Raw genomic sequence first — 17,065 nt, forward strand, 5'->3', positions numbered from 1 at the left:
CTCCTGATTAAAACGCCGCGTAAAGACGACCGGGGTTGAAAATGCCGTGAACATCCAGCTCCGCTTTTAAATTGCGGTGATATTTTTCAACCACGCTGTTTAACGGGGTAAACGGCTCTGCCGCTCCACCCTGCGTTTGCGGCGTATAGCAGGTGGCGTGCCCACCGGCGGCCTGGCACGCGTTGCGTAGTATTGCTGCATCAAGCGTGGTTTTTACCCAACGCTGGCTGCCACCCCAGTCGTAGAAGATATCGGCTTCGGGAATATCCAGCGCAAGCGGCGCGGTATGCGTGGGTAGCGACAGTCGCCAAAGCGCCTTACCATCCTCAAGATGAAAAAATCCATGGGTTTGATTGGCAAGCGAACGCCAGAAACTGGCTTCCAGTGGTTCGCCGCCCAAGCGCTCCTGGGTCGCTTTTACCGAGCTGTTGCCGCCTTCCAGGCGAATATAAAGCTCGCCTGCATGCCAGGCGGCCGCGGTGATGGGTAATGGCAAACGACCCAGTTCCGCCAGTTTATTCAAAGCATCTTCTAGGCCCATGGGTAGACGCAAGCAGTGGTTTGCTGTCGGAATCGGCAACACTTTAAACGAAATATCCGCAAGCACGCCAAGCGTTCCCTGGGCGCCAGCCATTAAGCGGGAAAGGTCGTAGCCCGCCACGTTTTTCATGACTTCGCCGCCAAAGCGCAGCAGCTTGCCTTCCTGAGTAATTACTCGCGTGCCAAGCACAAAGTCACGCGCTGCACCCGCCCAGGGGCGGCGAGGCCCGGAAAGGCCGGTCGCCACCGCGCCGCCGATGGTGCTGTTCTCACCGAAACTTGGCGGTTCAAAGGCAAGCATCTGATGGTGTTCGGCCAGGGCTTTCTGCAGCGCGCTTAATCGCGTACCGGCGCGTACTGTTACCACAAGCTCAACCGGGTCGTAAGACACAATGCCGCTGTGTTCGGCTATGCAAAGCGGCTGGCCTTCTACCGGGCGGCCATAAAATGCGCGGGTATCGCCGCCCACAAGGCGTAGCGGCGTGCGTTTTTCATAAGCCGTACGCACCTGCTCACACAGGCGCTCAGAAATATCGCGGTCGGCGGCGTGAATCGCTAAATCAGTCATGGTCTTTCCTGGTGTTTGCCTTGTTCGATTTATCATCAAAAGCGCGGTAGCTCTGGATGCGGCAATTCATTGTTATGGACATGCATAGCGCCAAATTCAGCACAGCGGGCCAGTGTGGGGATGTTTTTTCCTGGGTTAAGCAGTCGCTTGGGATCAAACGCGGCTTTTAGCGCATGGAAAATGCTGATCTCATCCGCCTGGAACTGACTGCACATCTGGTTGATCTTTTCGCGCCCTACGCCATGCTCGCCGGTAATCGAACCACCAGCGGCCACGCACAGCTCCAGAATCTTGCCGCCTACCTCTTCGGCCAGTGCCAGCTCACCCTCTTTATTGGCATCGAACAAAATCAGGGGGTGCATATTGCCATCACCGGCGTGAAAGACGTTGGCTACCGCCAGGCCGCTCTGTTCAGAAAGCGCCGCGATGCCCTTGAGCACGCGGGGAAGTTCGCAGCGGGGAATCGTACCGTCCATGCAGTAGTAATCAGGCGACATGCGACCAACCGCCGGAAAGGCATTTTTGCGCCCGGCCCAGAACTTGGCGCGCTCCAGCTCATCACGGGCCTGCTGAATCTGCGTGGCACCGGCTTTTTCGAGCACTCGGCGTACCGTCTCGCAGTCGTCATCTACGTCCGCTTCAACGCCATCAAGCTCGCACAGTAAAATCGCCTCGGCGTCCAGCGGGTAGCCCGCTTTGACAAAATCTTCAGCGGCCTTGATGGCAAGCTTATCCATCATTTCCAGGCCGCCTGGGATAATGCCCGCCGCAATAATATCGCCCACCGCGCGGCCGGCTTTTTCAACGTCGTCAAAGCTTGCCATCAAGACTTTGGCGGTCTCCGGTTTGGGCAGCAGCTTGACGGTAATTTCGGTGACCACACCCAGCATGCCTTCTGAGCCGTTCATCAGTGCGAGCAGATCAAAACCCGGCGCATCCAGCGATTCGGCGCCCAGCGTCATGCGCTCACCTTCAATGGTCAGCACATCAACGCGCAGTACGTTGTGTACGGTCAGACCGTATTTAAGGCAGTGTACGCCGCCGGCGTTTTCCGCCACGTTGCCGCCAATCGAGCAGGCAATTTGCGATGACGGGTCGGGGGCGTAGTAAAGCCCGTAAGGCGCGGCCGCCTCGGAAATGGCCAGATTGCGCACCCCAGGCTGCACGCGGGCCATGCGTGCATCAGGGTCAACGCTCAGTATCTTGTTAAACCGCGACATCACAAGCAGTACGCCCTGCTCAAGCGGCAGCGCGCCGCCGGAAAGGCCGGTTCCCGCACCTCGCGTCACCACTGGTACGTCTAATGCGTGGCAGCGTTTTAACAGGGCTTCGACCTGGTCAAGGTTTTCGGGCAGCGCTACCAGCATGGGCAATACCCGGTAAGCGGCCAAGCCATCGCACTCGAAGGGGCGCAGATCTTCTTCACGGTGGAGCAGGGTCAGGGTCGGCACTGCCTGCTGTATATCGGTTAAAACCTCGGTTTTATCACGGCGGGCAAGCTCGCCATCAAGACGCTCATCAAAGAGGATATTCATCACAACATCCCAGGTTTTTTATCGTTTAAGGTAACCGCACGGTCAATCAAGCATGGGTCAATCTGAGCTGTTTTTGTATGCCTGTCCAGAGTGTGGTGCAATGGTCAGACCAGTAATTGGTCGATAATCATGCAATGTTGAGCTTGATAGTTACGGTACGATGAGGTTTATCTTATGGATCATCTAGGTGGGCTTTTGAAAGGAACGAGCATGGGCTTTTCCAGTGAAGACATGTCCATGGGCAGGCGTACGCCTGAAAACGTAGCGGCCCGGCTGGAGCGTTTGATTCTGGAGGGTGTTTTTCGCCCTGGACAGCTGTTGCCGTCAGAAAGGCGGCTGTGCGAGCGGCTCAAGGTGTCACGCGCCTCGCTACGTGAAGGCCTACGGATTTTGCGTAGTAGAGGGATGATCGAAACGCGCCAGGGCCACGGTTCAACCGTGGCGTCGCTTCTGCCCATGCAGGATAAAAGCCCGCTGATGCACCTGTTTCATGACCATCCGCGCACGCTGTTTGATTTACTCGAAGTGCGCGCTCTGCTGGAAGGCGAGTCGGCGTTTTTGGCCGCCAGGCGAGGCACGTCCATGGATCGCGTGCTGATTACTAGACGCTACCGGGAAATGGCGGATTATGCCGAGCATTCAGATCCTATCGATGTGGAGCGTCTGGCGCGGCTGGACCACGCGTTTCATTTGGCAGTTTCCCAGGCGTCCCACAACCCCGTGCTGGTGCATACGCTACAAAGCCTGACCGATCTGCTGCTGAGCTCGGTGTTTGCTTCCGTCAAGCACCTTTATCATCGCGAGGGCCCGCGCGAGATGATCAACCGCCAGCATGCAAAGCTTCACGATGCCGTGGTATCCGGCGATGCCGAGCAGGCACGCCAGGTCGCGCTTGAGCATCTCACCAGCATTACCGAGCTTTTGCGTGAGCTGGAGGCAGAAAGCGAGCGCCTGGAGCGCTCCGCGATGCGTATGGAACCCTGGTAGCACGTTTATGCGTTAACAACGCTATGCCCTTCATCAGGCGCTTCATCTTCGATCACCCCAGCTAACGTCGCCACTTCAAGCTTATTGCACAGGTGGTCGCGCAGAATCTGGCCGAGCAGCTGGCTATCGCGCTTTTCCAGCGCATTGATCATGTTTTCATGATCCTTGACCGCCTGATCCCAAAACGCCTGGGTCATCTTTTTCGAGTAGCGCACGCGTTTTACGCGCTGACTAAGATTGCTGTACATCTCCTGAAGCACTTCGTTTTTAGAGGCGGCCAAAATACCTTCATGGATCTGCCGATTAAGCTCAAAATAGGCTTTTAAATCATGCTGATGATAGTGTTCGAGCATGTTGTTGTGCAGCTTGCGAATGGCGGTAATTTCCTTGTCGGTGATATGCTGGCAGGCCAGTTCGCCGGATAAACCTTCCAGCGCCGCCATAAGATCGTAAGTGTCCTTGACCTTCTTGAAGGTTAGGCGAACCACCCGGGCGCCGCGGTTGGGCAGCAGCTCAATCAGGCCTTCGGTCGCCAGCACCTTGAGTGCTTCTCTCAGGGGAGTGCGCGAAACGCCAAATTTTTCACACAGCTGTTTTTCTGATATCCGCTCGCCAGGCGACAGCTCGCCATGCTCGATAAGATCGCCAATACGGTCGGCGACTTCGCGATATAAATTGCGCTGCAGTATCTTCGTCATTGTTCTCTTCCTTCTCGGTCATCCACCTGGCGATCCTACCAAGCTTTGTACAGTACTTTTGCATGGTGCTAATAAAATTTAGCTGTCTTCCCGCTTGGTATAGTGGCGAGTCTACCTATGATCTGCAAAAGTAATTATGAATTCAATATTAACCAGGGTATAAAAAAAAATGTTGGTGAAGCGTATTCGACCTCTCCTGATATTAGGAGAAATTAGCATTTAACAAGGATAACAAGGAGCTATCAATGGTAGGTAACGTATATCTTGCAAGCGTGCAGTTAACCCGAGCCCAGGCCCGAGCAATGGCGGAAGGGGCGATTACCCAAGCCCGGGAAGCTGACCTTACGCCATTGACCATCGTGGTGCTGGATGGTGGCGGCCACGTCGTGGTGGCTGAGCGTGAAGATGGATGCGCGCCGTTGCGCTACGCCGTGGCGCAAGGCAAAGCCTATGCCGCGCTAGGCATTGGTGTTGCCAGCGGCGTGACAGGGGAGCGCAATCAAGAGCGACCGGCCTTTCTAGCCAGCGTAGCGGCCGCTTCTCAAGGTCGGTTTACCCCTGTGGCCGGTGGTGTACTCATTCTTGATGATAAGGACTGCGTGATTGGTGCCGTAGGCATCAGTGGGGCATCGTCAAGCGAAGATCAGCAGGCCGCCATTGCCGGTATTGAGGCCGCAGGGTTCAAGTGGGGGCTTGAGCCTACGCTTGATTAACGTATTCCTTTGTAGGGTTATCAACAAAAGCGCCTCAACGCAGGCGCTTTTTTTATGGCTGACAGTTTTTACGCTTATCGCCTACAGATGATTGCTTGTAAATCAAACGGCTGTGAAGCACGACTTTCGATCAATACGAAAGTTTAATACCTAATTTTGAATTTTGAATTCAAATTGAATGAGTGCACAGGAGCGGTGTACGCGTCGCAGGGATGCGACAACTGAATGAGCGTGCAAGGTTCATCGGGCCACAAGCCCCGGTGGCAACGATCCAACAACAATAAGTTTCTCTTGGAGTGCTCTATGAAATTTTTCAAAACAACAATTTTGACCGTTGCCGTGGCGATTGGCTTACAGGCCTCTGCGGCGAATGCCAATACGGAAGTGCGGCTGGGCCATGTGGGTGGCCCTGGTTCGCTGTTTGAAATTACTGCTAATCGCTTCGCCGAGCTTGCCAATGAACGCTTGGACGGCGTGGCTGAAGTGAATGTGTACGGTAATAGCCAGTTGGGAAGCGACGAGTCGATGATGCGCCGCTTGCGGTTGGGGTCTTTGGACCTGTCGATTCCCTCGACGGTAATGAGCTCTGAATCCGATCAGTTTGCGTTATTTGAAATGCCCTACCTGATCAAAGACCGTGAACACATGAAGCGGGTTCGCGATGAAGTCGTCCGTGGGCCGCTTTATGAAGCAGCTGAAGCGCGCGGTTTTAAAATTATCGGGGTATGGGAAAACGGTTTTCGTCAGATCACCAACAACGTAAGACCTATTGTCGTGCCGGAGGACCTGGAAGGCATCAAGCTGCGTACGCCAAGCGGCGTATGGCGTATTGAGATGTTCAGAAGCTACGGTGCCGCTCCTTCGCCAATGTCGCTTTCTGAAGTGTTCGTGGCGCTGCAAACCGGCGCAATGGATGGTCAGGAAAACCCCCTGATTCAAACCTATTCTTCGCGTTTTCAGGAAGTTCAGGACTATCTCTCCTTATCCAATCACGTCTATACGCCCGCTTATCTGACCGCGGGTGCCAGCTGGAATCGCCTGCCTGAAGAAGTGCGCACAGTGCTCGAGGAAGTCGCCTTGGAAATGGAAGACTTCGCTCTTGAAGAGGGTTTGCGCCTGGATGAAGAGACGTTGGTAAAAATGCGTGATGAAGGCATGGAAGTGAATGAAGTCGACTTCGACGCCTTTGTTGAAGCCTCTCAGGCCATTTATGACAAGTTTGCCAACGATGTCGACGGTGGTCAGGAACTTATCGATACGGTAGCTGGGCTACGCGACTAAGCCAGTTAACCGTCTCTTAGAGGCGCAATGCCTGCGTACAGGGGCGCCTCAACGTTCTGGAGGTTTTAATGAGTGCTTATACCAAGTTCAAGAACGCCTATTTCTCGTTTCTTGAGGGGATTGTGGTGGTCTTGGTTATTGCCCTGGCAGGCGTTGTCACTATCGGATTCGTTACGCGCTATCTCGGCTTCCCATTGAGCTGGTACGACGAGCTGGCTGCCGTGCTGCTGGCATGGGTGACGTACTACGGAACGGCACTGGCAGCCGCCAAGGGGGCGCATATTACCTGCCCAAGCGTATTGAATATGTGCCCGCCGTCGATCCGCGTGCCGATTGCCTTACTGGCTGAGGCCATCACCATCGGCTTTTTCATATTTCTTGGTCTGGCAAGCTACCAGGTAATGCTGATTCTTGAAGGCGTCAATATGGTCAGCCTGCCGTCCATCTCCATGCAGCTTACCCAATCGGCCATTCCCGTAGCTTCTGTACTATTCATTATCGCTGAACTGCTGCGCTTACCTGACGTGCTGAAAAGCGCTCGCGGCAAAGGGTTTATCGATCACGAACTGGAAGAAGCTGGTATCGATGCCGAAGAAGTCGAAGCCGTCAGCACTCAACAGCGAGGGTAAGTAGCCAGCATGACCATACTGTATATCTTCATCGCATTGATCGTGCTGATTCTGATCAATGTGCCGGTGGCCGTTGCCCTGGCGTTAGTCGGCACCATTGCCACCTTTATGACCTACGGCAGCATGGCGATGCCGACGGTCGGCATGACTATGTTCGAGGGGGCCACGAACTTTCCCCTGATCGCCATTCCGCTGTTTATCCTGGCCGGTGCGATCATGAATGCATCGAGTATCTCGCGGCGTTTGATCGATTTGGCCATGGCCATGGTCGGGTTTATCAAGGGCGGGCTTTCCATGGTGACTATTGGAGCTTCGGTATTTTTCGCTGAAATCTCGGGGTCATCGGTGGCGGGGGTGTCGGCGATCGGCAGTATCCTGATTCCGGCCATGCGTAAAAAGGGCTACTCGAAAGAGTTTGCCGCCTCCATCTCTTCATCCGCGGCGAGCCTTGCGATCATTTTGCCGCCGTCGATTCCCATGATCCTGTACGCGGTGATGTCCGGTGAGTCCGTGGTACAGATGTTTGTGGCGGGTATTTTTCCTGGGCTTTTAGGCGCCATGGGGCTAGCCGCCATGTGTTACTACCTTGCCCGAAAATACAACTTTCCTTCTGAAGGGCGTTTCCGGGTATCTGTACTCTGGAAAGCCCTGAAGGAAGCGGTTTGGGCGCTGCTGATTCCCGTCATTATCCTGGGCGGAATTTTTGGTGGCTTTGTGACGGCAACCGAAGGCGCGGCCCTTGCTGTGTGCGTGGCGATCTTTATCAGTGCGGTGGTGTATCGCGAGTTTACGATCAAAAACTTTATCGACTCGTGCAAAAGTGCTGGTGTGCAAACGGCGGTAGTAATGCTGCTGGTGGCGGCTTCTGCGGTGGTGGGCAGCTATCTCACCGAGACCCGCGTGCCCCAGGAAATTGCCATGCAGATCAGCGATCTGACGGATAACAAATACGTCATTCTGGCCCTTTTGAACGTCATCTTCCTGATTTTGGGAATTTTCCTGCACTCGGCCGCGGCGATTATTCTGGTCGTGCCTATCGTGCTGCCGCTTGTCCTGGAAGTGGGTATCGATCCGCTGCACTTTGGCTTGATTGTCACGCTGAACCTGGCGATTGGACAGCAGACGCCGCCCGTGGCCAGCGTACTAATTGCCGCATGCTCGATTGCCAAATCGGATATCTGGGCGACGTCCAAAACCAACCTGTGGTTTATCGCGGTGCTGTTCACGATTTTGATGATCAACACCTATATCCCCGCGTTTGCACTGGCGCTGGTTAACTTTATCTACGGCTAAGGGAGTCATTTATGAAAGATTCACATGATTCACCGCTAACCGACAGCGTGCATTTTGAAATTCGCGACGGTGTTGCCTGGATCGGTTTTAACCGCCCGCAAAGCCGCAATGCAATGACCTGGGAGATGTACAACGCCCTGGAACACTACTGCGATGTTCTGGCGGGTGATGACGAGGTTCACGCCGTGGTGCTTCACGGGGTAGGCGGCGAGGCGTTTGTTGCGGGCACGGATATTACCCAGTTTGCCAACTTTTCAAAGCCTGACGATGCCATCGGCTATGAACGCCGGATCGATCAGGTGGTGGGCAAGCTCGAGCGCTTCCCCAAGCCGACCCTGGCGTTGATTGAAGGGGCCTGCGTGGGTGGCGGTGCCGCGCTTGCCCTGGTATGCGACTTCCGCTACGCCACCTCGACCATGAAGTTCGGGGTGCCCATCGCCAAGACTTTGGGCAATACGCTGTCGATCAATAACGTATCACGCCTGATCGACATGGTCGGCGTGGCTCGCACCAAGGAAGTGCTGATGATGGCGCGGCTATTTGGCGCTGAAGAAGCGCACGCCACCGGGCTTGTGAACCACGTCTTTGCCGCCGAGACCATTTACGCTGACGTCGCCAAGCTCGCAGCAGACTTTGCCAAGCGGGCGCCGCTTACCCTGCAGGCCAGCAAAGCATTGATCAACCGTGCGCTTGAGCAGCGAAGGCTTGAAGCGGATGCCAGCGATGACTGGGTAACGACCTGCTATATGAGCCGCGACTTTGCCGCTGCCGTGGGTAAGTTCGTCAATAAAACGTCGTTTGAGTGGACGGGCCGCTAAACAAGAAGGAGGAAGGCATATGCTTCCCTTACAAAATATAAAAGTGCTGGACGTCTCCCAAATCATGGCAGGGCCTTACTGCACCATGGTGCTGGCCGATATGGGCGCTGAGGTCATCAAGGTTGAAAAGCTCAACGGCGGTGATGATAGCCGCCAGATGGGACCTTATGTGAATGGGGAATCCACCTGCTTTTCGCAGATCAATCGCAATAAAAAAAGCATTTCACTCAATCTCAAGGACGAACGGGCAAGGCAGATATTCTACCGCCTGGCGGGTGATGCCGATGTAATCGTCGAGAACTACCGGCCAGGCGTTACTAAATCGCTGGCGATCGATTACGACACCATCAAAGCCATCAACCCCGGTATCGTTTACTGCTCGATTTCAGGTTATGGCCAGACCGGCCCCTACAGCCATAAAGGTGGGTTCGATCTAGTAGCCCAGGGCATGACCGGACTGATGTCGATGACCGGCGAGGAGGGAAGGCGTCCGCTGAAAACCGGGATTGCGGTTTACGATATCGGGGCGGGCATCACCGCGGTCTACTCAATACTCGCGGCGCATATTCATAAGATGACCACCGGTGAAGGCCAGCATATTGATATTGCGATTACCGAGTGTGGCTTGCCTTGGTTTACCTGGGAAGCGGCGGCGTACTTTTCTGAGGGCACGGTGCCGGGCCCGACTGGATGGCGCCACCGGGTATCGGCACCTTATCAGGCGGTAAAAGCGCGCGACGGGTATTTGATGCTGGGCTGCGCCAACCAGCGTACCTGGGAGCGGTTTTGCCGCGACGTATTGAAGCGTGAAGCCTTGATGGAAGACCCGCGCTTTATCACCAACCACGACCGTGGCCAGCACGTTGATGAGCTGGAAGCGCTGCTCGAAGAGTTGATGGCCGAGGCAAGCGTGGATGAGTGGTTAACGCTTTGCGATAGCGCTGGCGTGCCTGCCGGGCCTATCAATAATTTCGCCGATGCCATGGCCGATGAGCACTATCTGGCCCGCGGCATGGTGGAAGAGATGGAACACCCGGTAATGGGCAAAATGAAAACCATCGGCTTTCCCAGCAAGTTCTCCCTGACGCCTTCGACAATACGCAGCGCAGCACCGCTGTTTGCGCAGCATACCGATGAGGTGCTTGAGGGAATGGGCTTTGCTGATGACGAACTAAGCTACCTGCGGGCTGAGGGCTGCATCAGGTAGGTTTTTTTAAAACCCATAAATGCATTCATTATCCATTTTTTCAGGCTTTAACCGGCAACAATAACAAGAGGCACACACCATGCTGAAACTCGACTTTCACCCATCCGGCCGTCATTTTCTGCAGATCCCAGGCCCATCACCGGTGCCAGACCGCATATTGCGCGCAATGAGTCTACCCACCATTGACCACCGTGGGCCTGAATTTGGCGCCTTGGGGCTGGAGCTACTGTCCAAGGTTAAAAAGGTCTTTAAAACAGAGCACCCGGTGATTATCTATCCGGCCTCGGGTACCGGCGCCTGGGAAGCAGCACTCGCTAACACCATGTCGCCGGGCGATCAGGTGTTGATGTTCGAGACCGGCCACTTTGCCACGCTATGGCAGAAAATGGCGCTGCGCCTGAGTCTTGTGCCTGAGTTTATCGGCCTGCCGGGTTATGAGGGCTGGCGTCAAGGCGTTCAGGCCGACATGATCCAGGAACGCCTCACCAATGACCCCGAACACGCCATTAAAGCGGTGTGTGTAGTGCATAACGAAACCTCAACCGGGGTAACCAGCGATATCGCAGCCGTGCGCCGCGCTATCGATGCCGCCGGGCACCCGGCGCTTCTTATCGTGGATACCATTTCCGGACTTGCCAGCGCCGACTATTGCCACGATGAGTGGGGCGTGGATGTCACCGTATCCGGCTCACAAAAGGGGCTGATGCTGCCGCCGGGGATTAGCTTTAACGCGCTTTCACCCAAGGCGATTGAAGTTAGCCGGGAGGCCAAGCTTCCCAGAAGTTTCTGGGCTTGGGATGAAATTCTGGAAGCCAACCAGAAGGGCTACTGGCCGTATACGCCCAGTACTAACCTGCTGTATGGCCTCAATGAAGCGCTGGATATGCTGCTGGATGAAGGCATTGACCACGTGCTGGCGCGCCATCAGCGCTGGGCCGCTGGCGTGCGTACGGCGGTCGAGGCCTGGGGGCTGGAAATTCAGTGTCAGGATCCGGCGCTTTATTCCCCTGTACTCACGGGTGTCGTGATGCCTGAAGGAGTCGATGCCGATGAGATTCGCAAGATTATCTACGAGCGCTTTGATTTGTCGCTAGGCATGGGGCTGGGCAAGGCCAAAGGCAAGATGTTCCGCATCGGCCACCTGGGCGACTGCAATGATCTTACCCTGATTGCCACGCTGGGCGGCTGTGAAGCCGGGATGAAGCTTGCGGACGTTAACTTACAGGGCAGTGGCGTCACGGCTGCTCTGGACTACTTTGCCAACAATCCGCTTAGCACAGGCACTTCAGAGCGTTAATGATGGGGAGAGTCACATGACATCACTGACGAAACAGCCCCCATTGCGCGACGCCAGAATTAAACCCGTCGGGGAGCTGGCGGCGCGCTTAAGCCGGGAAATGGCAGGCGACGTGTTGTTTGATCAGGCAACCCGGGGGCGCTATGCCACCGACGCCTCGATCTATCAGGTTACTCCGGTGGGCGTGGTGATCCCCCGCCACCAGGAGGATCTCAAGATTGCTCTGGATATCGCCCGTGATGCCCGTGTGCCGGTGCTGGCGCGCGGTGCAGGCACTAGCCAGTGTGGCCAGACGGTCGGCGAGGCGCTGGTTATCGACACCACGCGCTGGCTTAACCAGATCATCGAGTTCGACGCTGAAGCGCAGACGGTGGTGGTGGAGCCCGGCATGGTGCTTGATCACCTCAACGCCTGGCTAAAGCCTTACGGGCTCTGGTACCCGGTGGATGTTTCGACCAGCGCCCAGTGCACCATCGGCGGCATGGCCGGCAATAACTCCTGCGGATCGCGCTCGATCTATTACGGCAATATGGTGCATAACGTAATGGGCATCGACGCGATACTCGCCGATGGCTTTGAAGCACGGTTTAGCTTTGTAGATAGCCTGGCCGAGGGCTCTCGGGAGCAGCAGCTCGCCCAAAAGGTCAAGGCGATTGCCGAGCGCGTCAGCCCGGAGATTCGCGAGCATTTTCCTAAAGTGCTGCGCCGTGTCGGGGGTTATAACCTGGATCTGTTCGACTGCCAGAACCCCATCCCTTATGACCCCGAGGGCCGATTAAATTTAGCTCACCTGCTGATTGGCTCGGAAGGCACGCTTGGGGTAAGTAGCCGCATCAAGCTGCGGCTTTCCCCGCTACCCAGCCAAAAGGTGCTGGGCGTGGTGAATTTTCCCACCTTCTATCAGGCGATGGATTTAACCCAGCATATCGTCAAGCTCGGCCCCATGGCGGTCGAGCTGGTCGATAAAACCATGATTGAGCTTGCCCTTGAAAACCCCGCGTTTCGTCCGGTGATAGAGAAAGCTCTAATCGGCAAGCCCGAAGCCATCTTGCTGGTGGAGTTTGCCGGTCACGATCACGCCGAGCAACTGGCGGCGCTGAGCGCGCTTAACGAGTTAATGGGTGATTTGGGGCTGCCGGGTAGCGTGGTGAATATGCCCGAAGCAAAGGAGCAGAAAGCGCTTTGGGATGTGCGCAAGGCGGGGCTCAATATCATGATGAGCATGAAGGGCGACGGCAAGCCGGTCTCGTTTATTGAAGACTGCGCCGTGCCTCTTGAACATCTGGCCGAGTACACGGACAAGCTTACCGAGGTGTTCAACCGCTACGGCACCGAAGGGACCTGGTATGCCCATGCCGGCGTGGGTACGTTGCACGTACGGCCGATTCTGGACATGCGCCGCGATGGCGCTGAAAAAATGCGCGAGATCGCCGAACTGGCTTCCTCGCTGGTGCGTGAATACAAAGGCGCTTACTCCGGTGAACACGGCGACGGCATCTGTCGTGGCGAATGGGTCGCCTGGCAGTTTGGCGATACGCTTAACAATGCCTTTCGCGAGATCAAGGCGCTGTTTGACCCGCAGAACCTGTTCAACCCCGGCAAGATCGTCGATACCCCGAAAATGGATGACGAGCGCTATTTCCGGTTCCCCAGAACGTATCAGACGATTCCGATTACGCCGGTGTTTGATTGGTCAGCCTGGAACGTAAAGCGCGACCCGTTAACCGGCGAGCAGACGCCGCCCGGTACCGCAGGCGATCCTACCCATGGACTCGCCATGGCGGTCGAAATGTGCAACAACAACGGCCACTGTCGCAAGTTTGATGCAGGCACCATGTGCCCAAGCTTTCGAGCGACCAAAGACGAGCAGCATTTAACGCGGGGGCGGGCCAATACGCTGCGCTTGGTGCTTTCGGGCCAGCTCGGCGAGGAGGGGCTTGCCAGCGACGCTGTTAAAGAAGCGCTCGACCTGTGTGTTTCCTGCAAGGGCTGTAAACGCGAATGCCCGACCGGCGTGGATATGGCCAAGTTCAAGATTGAAGCGCGTACCGCGCGCGCCAAAGCGAAAGGCCTGTCGCTGCGTGATCGCATGGTCGGTGAGATGCCGCGCTATGCGCCGTGGGCGAGCCGCTTTTCAGGCTTAATGAACTATGTGGAGCGCACCCCGTTTCTGGCCAACCGAGTCAAAAAGACGCTCAATTTTGCCCCGGAGCGAGCACTGCCTGCCTTCAAAGGTAACTTCCTGGCAGGCAACCACAAAGCGGCAAGTCACGAAGTCGCTGAGCGCGAGGTACTGCTGTTTGTCGATACCTTCAATAATTATATGGAAGGCGACAACGCCAAAGCCGCTAAGCGCGTACTGGAAGCCGCCGGGTATCGGGTACACCTCAACGTCACTAAGGGCCAGCGGCCGCTGTGCTGTGGGCGTACTTATCTATCCTCCGGCCAGTTCGAGAAAGCCAAGGCAGAAGCCAGGCGAACGCTTGATCACTTGATGCCGTTTATCGATCGCGGCGTGGCGGTCGTGGGGCTTGAACCATCGTGTCTTTTCAGCATGCGCGATGAGTTCCTGCAGTATGGGTTTGGTGAACAAGCCCGAGCGCTCGCCGACTCGGCGTATTTATTTGAAGAGTTTCTGGTGACTGCCCATGAGGCCGGTGAGCTGCCGCTGGCACTCAAACATTCAGGTTATAAGCAGGCCCTGCTGCATGGCCATTGTCATCAAAAGGCCTTTGATGCGCTGCGCCCGGTCGAACAGGTGCTACGCTGGGTGCCGGGGCTTGAGGTCAAAACCATCGAGTCTTCCTGCTGCGGTATGGCGGGGAGCTTTGGCTATGAAGCCGAGCATTACCAGGCCTCGCTTAAAATGGCTGAGCTTTCGCTTCTGCCGGCCATTCGTGAAGCTGAAGAAGACGCTGTTCTGGTTGCCGACGGTACCAGCTGCCGCCACCAGATTAAGGATGGCAGTGGCCGAGAAGCTATTCATGTTGCCCGACTGCTGGAACAGGCGTTAGCCTAACCAAGAAGGCGATTAATAATAATGATCAGGAGGTTAATGTGGCTATTTACCAATATGGTGAGCACCGCCCAGCGATACACGAAGACGTGTATGTCGCGGACACGGCGGATGTGATCGGGCAGGTGACCTTAAGCGCGCGTTCAAGCGTGTGGTATCAGGCCGTGCTACGCGGTGACAGCGATCACCTGGAAATAGGGGAAGAGAGCAATATTCAGGATGGCGCAGTACTGCATGCTGACCCCGGCTACCCACTTAAAGTAGGTAAAGGTGTAACGGTCGGCCACCAAGCAATGCTACACGGCTGTACCGTGGGCGATGGCTGCCTGATCGGTATTCAGGCTGTCGTGCTCAATGGCGCGGTAATTGGTGAAAATAGCCTGGTAGGTGCAGGCGCGTTTATTAAAGAAGGCGCCACTTTTCCCCCCAACTCCCTGATTGTTGGCTCGCCCGCTCGGGTAGTGCGGGAACTCTCGGCGGATGCCGTAGAAGGTTTAAAGCTAAACGCACAAAGCTACGTTATCAAAGGCCAGCAGCATGCCAAGGAGTTAAAGCGAATCGATTAGCCGTATGTCATAAACAGGCGCTCAATAAAAACCCCAGACAGTGTCTGGGGTTTTTTATGCCAATAGCTTGTTAGGCCTACATCAGCGTATCGGTAATTCCAATCACGTAAAAAGCGATTAACGCGATAATACCGGTAAACACCAGGTAGTAGATGGTCGGGATAATCGTTTTACGAATCGTCGCGCCTTCGCGGCCAAGTAAGCCTACGGTTGCCGAGGCTGCGACCACGTTATGAATCGCGATCATATTACCCGCTGCCGCACCGACGGCCTGAAGCGCAACCATCATGGCTGTAGATAGCCCCAGGGTTTGAGCAACGTTAAACTGGAACTCTGCCAGCATCAGGTTGGAAACCGTGTTGGAGCCTGCAATAAAGGCGCCCATGGCACCCACGGCCGGGGCAAAGAACGGGTAGATGTCGCCAACGCCGCTGGCCACGGCCTGGGCCATCATTACCGGCATGGAAACCAAATCAGCCCCGTTAACGCCGGAGTTAATCAGGATACGCACCATCGGAACCGTGAACACCAGCACGAAACCGGCGCCGAAAATCGTCTTGGTGGATTCCGACACTGCCGCGCTGATCTTCTGGGGATTCATGCGGTGCAGGAAATAAGTTATTAATACCACCGCGATAATGATGCCGCCCGGCAGATACAGGGGTTGAACACCACCGCTGACACCGGCTTCGCCAAGAATATTATTCCAGCTCAGGTTGATCGAGGTAAGTGCCACACGCAGTGGTTCAATGGTCCGCGAGGCGACCAGGAACAACGCCAGCAGTACGTAAGGAATCCAGCCCTTAAGGGTCGACATCGGGGCCTTTCCAGCCACATCGTCCAGCTTGATCTGCAGGTTACCAATCCACTCATCCGGCCAGGAAGTAGACTCAGGGAAGTCCCAGGTATCTTTGGGCAGCAAGAAGCCTTTACGCGCCGCGGGGACGACGATCGCCAGGCCGACCATGGCACCAATCATGGAGGGGAATTCAGGTCCCAAGAGCACGCCTACCAGCATGTACGGTACAACGAAGCAGATACCGGTAAAGATGGCGAACGGCGTAATCGAAAGGCCCTCCTTCCAGGAACGGTTCGCCCCGAAAAAACGCACCATCATGATTACGAGTATCAAGGGCATCAGGATACCCACGATGCCGTGAGTAATAGCGACTTCGCTGGTGATCAGTCGGAAAAATTCGTTCCAGGTCGAGCCATTGGCTTCAAGCTGAGCCGTAATGCCGGCGCGATCCAAGCCGCTGCCTACCCCAACCACGACGGGCGTGCCCACAGCACCAAACGAAACGGGCGTTGACTGGATCATCATACCCACGACAACCGCTGCCAGCGCTGGGAAGCCAAGAGCAACCATCAAGGGAGCCGCTACTGCGGCGGGGGTGCCAAAACCAGAAGCCCCTTCAATAAAGCAGCCAAATAGCCATGCAACAATCAGCGCTTGAACCCGGCGGTCAGGGCTAATCCCTGAAAAACCGTTGCGGATAGCCGTAATGCCGCCCGAGTGCTTAAGGGTATTAAGCAGCAAGATAGCCCCGAAAATAATCCATAGAAGCCCTGCTGTTTGGATAAGCCCTTGAATAGTAGAAGCAACTACACGGGTAAACGACATCTCCCAAACGGTCAGACCAATGATTGCCGCAGTTAAGAAAACGATAGGCATGGCTATTTTTGCAGGTACTTTAAACCCAACAAGCAAAATACCTGCTAGCAGTAGTGGCAGGAAAGCCAAGAGAGCAAGTGTTGTTTCATTCATAGGAGAAAATCGCCCCTGTTATTTATTAGGTATGTACCGTCGTCATCTAACGTTTTAGGCGTTAAACGCGAGTAGGGTGAAAGATACGACCCGGTTCAGGAAATAACACTATTGGAAAATTGGTCTGACCAGATTGGCGGCGATTTAAG

Annotated in this window: 14 protein-coding genes; 10 read left to right on the plus strand and 4 right to left on the minus strand. The window is 55.5% G+C overall.

All coding sequences use genetic code 11. The features are described from left to right. Nucleotides 1-7: 7 nt before the first annotated feature. Nucleotides 8-1,108, minus strand: a complete 1,101-nt coding sequence (glcE, locus tag ACT3R7_RS01600) for a glycolate oxidase subunit GlcE (RefSeq protein WP_193092677.1) — start codon at nt 1,106-1,108, stop codon at nt 8-10. Between the two features lie 35 nt (nt 1,109-1,143). Further along, nucleotides 1,144-2,643, minus strand: coding sequence for a glycolate oxidase subunit GlcD (gene glcD, locus ACT3R7_RS01605; protein ID WP_193092678.1), 1,500 nt, complete (start codon nt 2,641-2,643; stop codon nt 1,144-1,146). A 210-nt stretch (nt 2,644-2,853) separates the two neighbouring features. Between glcD and glcC the strand changes: the two genes are divergently transcribed. Further along, a complete protein-coding gene (glcC, locus tag ACT3R7_RS01610; RefSeq protein WP_192539832.1) occupies nt 2,854-3,630 on the plus strand; it encodes a transcriptional regulator GlcC in 777 nt (258 codons plus the stop codon). A 5-nt stretch (nt 3,631-3,635) separates the two neighbouring features. On the opposite strand, the gene ACT3R7_RS01615 is transcribed toward glcC, so the two are convergent. After that, entirely contained in the window at nt 3,636-4,328 is a 693-nt protein-coding gene (locus tag ACT3R7_RS01615; protein WP_193092679.1) for a GntR family transcriptional regulator, read from the minus strand. 245 nt (nt 4,329-4,573) lie between these two features. Between ACT3R7_RS01615 and ACT3R7_RS01620 the strand changes: the two genes are divergently transcribed. The 9 genes from ACT3R7_RS01620 (at nt 4,574) to ACT3R7_RS01660 (ending at nt 15,148) form a co-directional block, all read left to right on the plus strand. Further along, nucleotides 4,574-5,041: a GlcG/HbpS family heme-binding protein gene (locus tag ACT3R7_RS01620; RefSeq protein ID WP_192539834.1), complete on the plus strand. Its 468-nt coding sequence runs from the start codon at nt 4,574-4,576 to the stop codon at nt 5,039-5,041. 303 nt (nt 5,042-5,344) lie between these two features. After that, nucleotides 5,345-6,322 carry a TRAP transporter substrate-binding protein gene (locus tag ACT3R7_RS01625; protein ID WP_417420104.1) on the plus strand — a complete coding sequence of 326 codons (978 nt, stop codon included), beginning with the start codon at nt 5,345-5,347 and terminating at the stop codon, nt 6,320-6,322. Between the two features lie 68 nt (nt 6,323-6,390). Further along, complete coding sequence (locus ACT3R7_RS01630; RefSeq protein ID WP_192537815.1) at nt 6,391-6,951, plus strand: TRAP transporter small permease; 561 nt, start codon at nt 6,391-6,393, stop codon at nt 6,949-6,951. Between the two features lie 9 nt (nt 6,952-6,960). Beyond that, the gene (locus ACT3R7_RS01635; RefSeq protein ID WP_417420101.1) at nt 6,961-8,244 is read left to right on the plus strand and encodes a TRAP transporter large permease; all 1,284 of its coding nucleotides are present in this window, start codon (nt 6,961-6,963) and stop codon (nt 8,242-8,244) included. Nucleotides 8,245-8,255: 11 nt separating this feature from the next. Then, nucleotides 8,256-9,062, plus strand: a complete 807-nt coding sequence (locus ACT3R7_RS01640; protein WP_193092682.1) for an enoyl-CoA hydratase/isomerase family protein — start codon at nt 8,256-8,258, stop codon at nt 9,060-9,062. A gap of 19 nt (nt 9,063-9,081) precedes the next feature. Further along, on the plus strand, nt 9,082-10,269 hold the full coding sequence (locus ACT3R7_RS01645; RefSeq protein ID WP_193092683.1) for a CaiB/BaiF CoA transferase family protein: 1,188 nt from the start codon (nt 9,082-9,084) through the stop codon (nt 10,267-10,269). Between the two features lie 79 nt (nt 10,270-10,348). Beyond that, on the plus strand, nt 10,349-11,566 hold the full coding sequence (locus tag ACT3R7_RS01650) for a pyridoxal-phosphate-dependent aminotransferase family protein (protein WP_193092684.1): 1,218 nt from the start codon (nt 10,349-10,351) through the stop codon (nt 11,564-11,566). 16 nt (nt 11,567-11,582) lie between these two features. After that, nucleotides 11,583-14,585 carry an FAD-binding and (Fe-S)-binding domain-containing protein gene (locus tag ACT3R7_RS01655; RefSeq protein WP_193092685.1) on the plus strand — a complete coding sequence of 1,001 codons (3,003 nt, stop codon included), beginning with the start codon at nt 11,583-11,585 and terminating at the stop codon, nt 14,583-14,585. 38 nt (nt 14,586-14,623) lie between these two features. Beyond that, entirely contained in the window at nt 14,624-15,148 is a 525-nt protein-coding gene (locus ACT3R7_RS01660; RefSeq protein ID WP_193092686.1) for a gamma carbonic anhydrase family protein, read from the plus strand. Nucleotides 15,149-15,224: 76 nt separating this feature from the next. Here ACT3R7_RS01660 and ACT3R7_RS01665 read toward each other — a convergent pair whose 3' ends face one another. Then, nucleotides 15,225-16,916: an L-lactate permease gene (locus ACT3R7_RS01665; RefSeq protein ID WP_192537808.1), complete on the minus strand. Its 1,692-nt coding sequence runs from the start codon at nt 16,914-16,916 to the stop codon at nt 15,225-15,227. Nucleotides 16,917-17,065 lie beyond the last annotated feature (149 nt).

This window comes from Halomonas sp. AOP43-A1-21 (assembly GCF_052376775.1).
GTDB lineage: Bacteria > Pseudomonadota > Gammaproteobacteria > Pseudomonadales > Halomonadaceae > Vreelandella > Vreelandella colorata.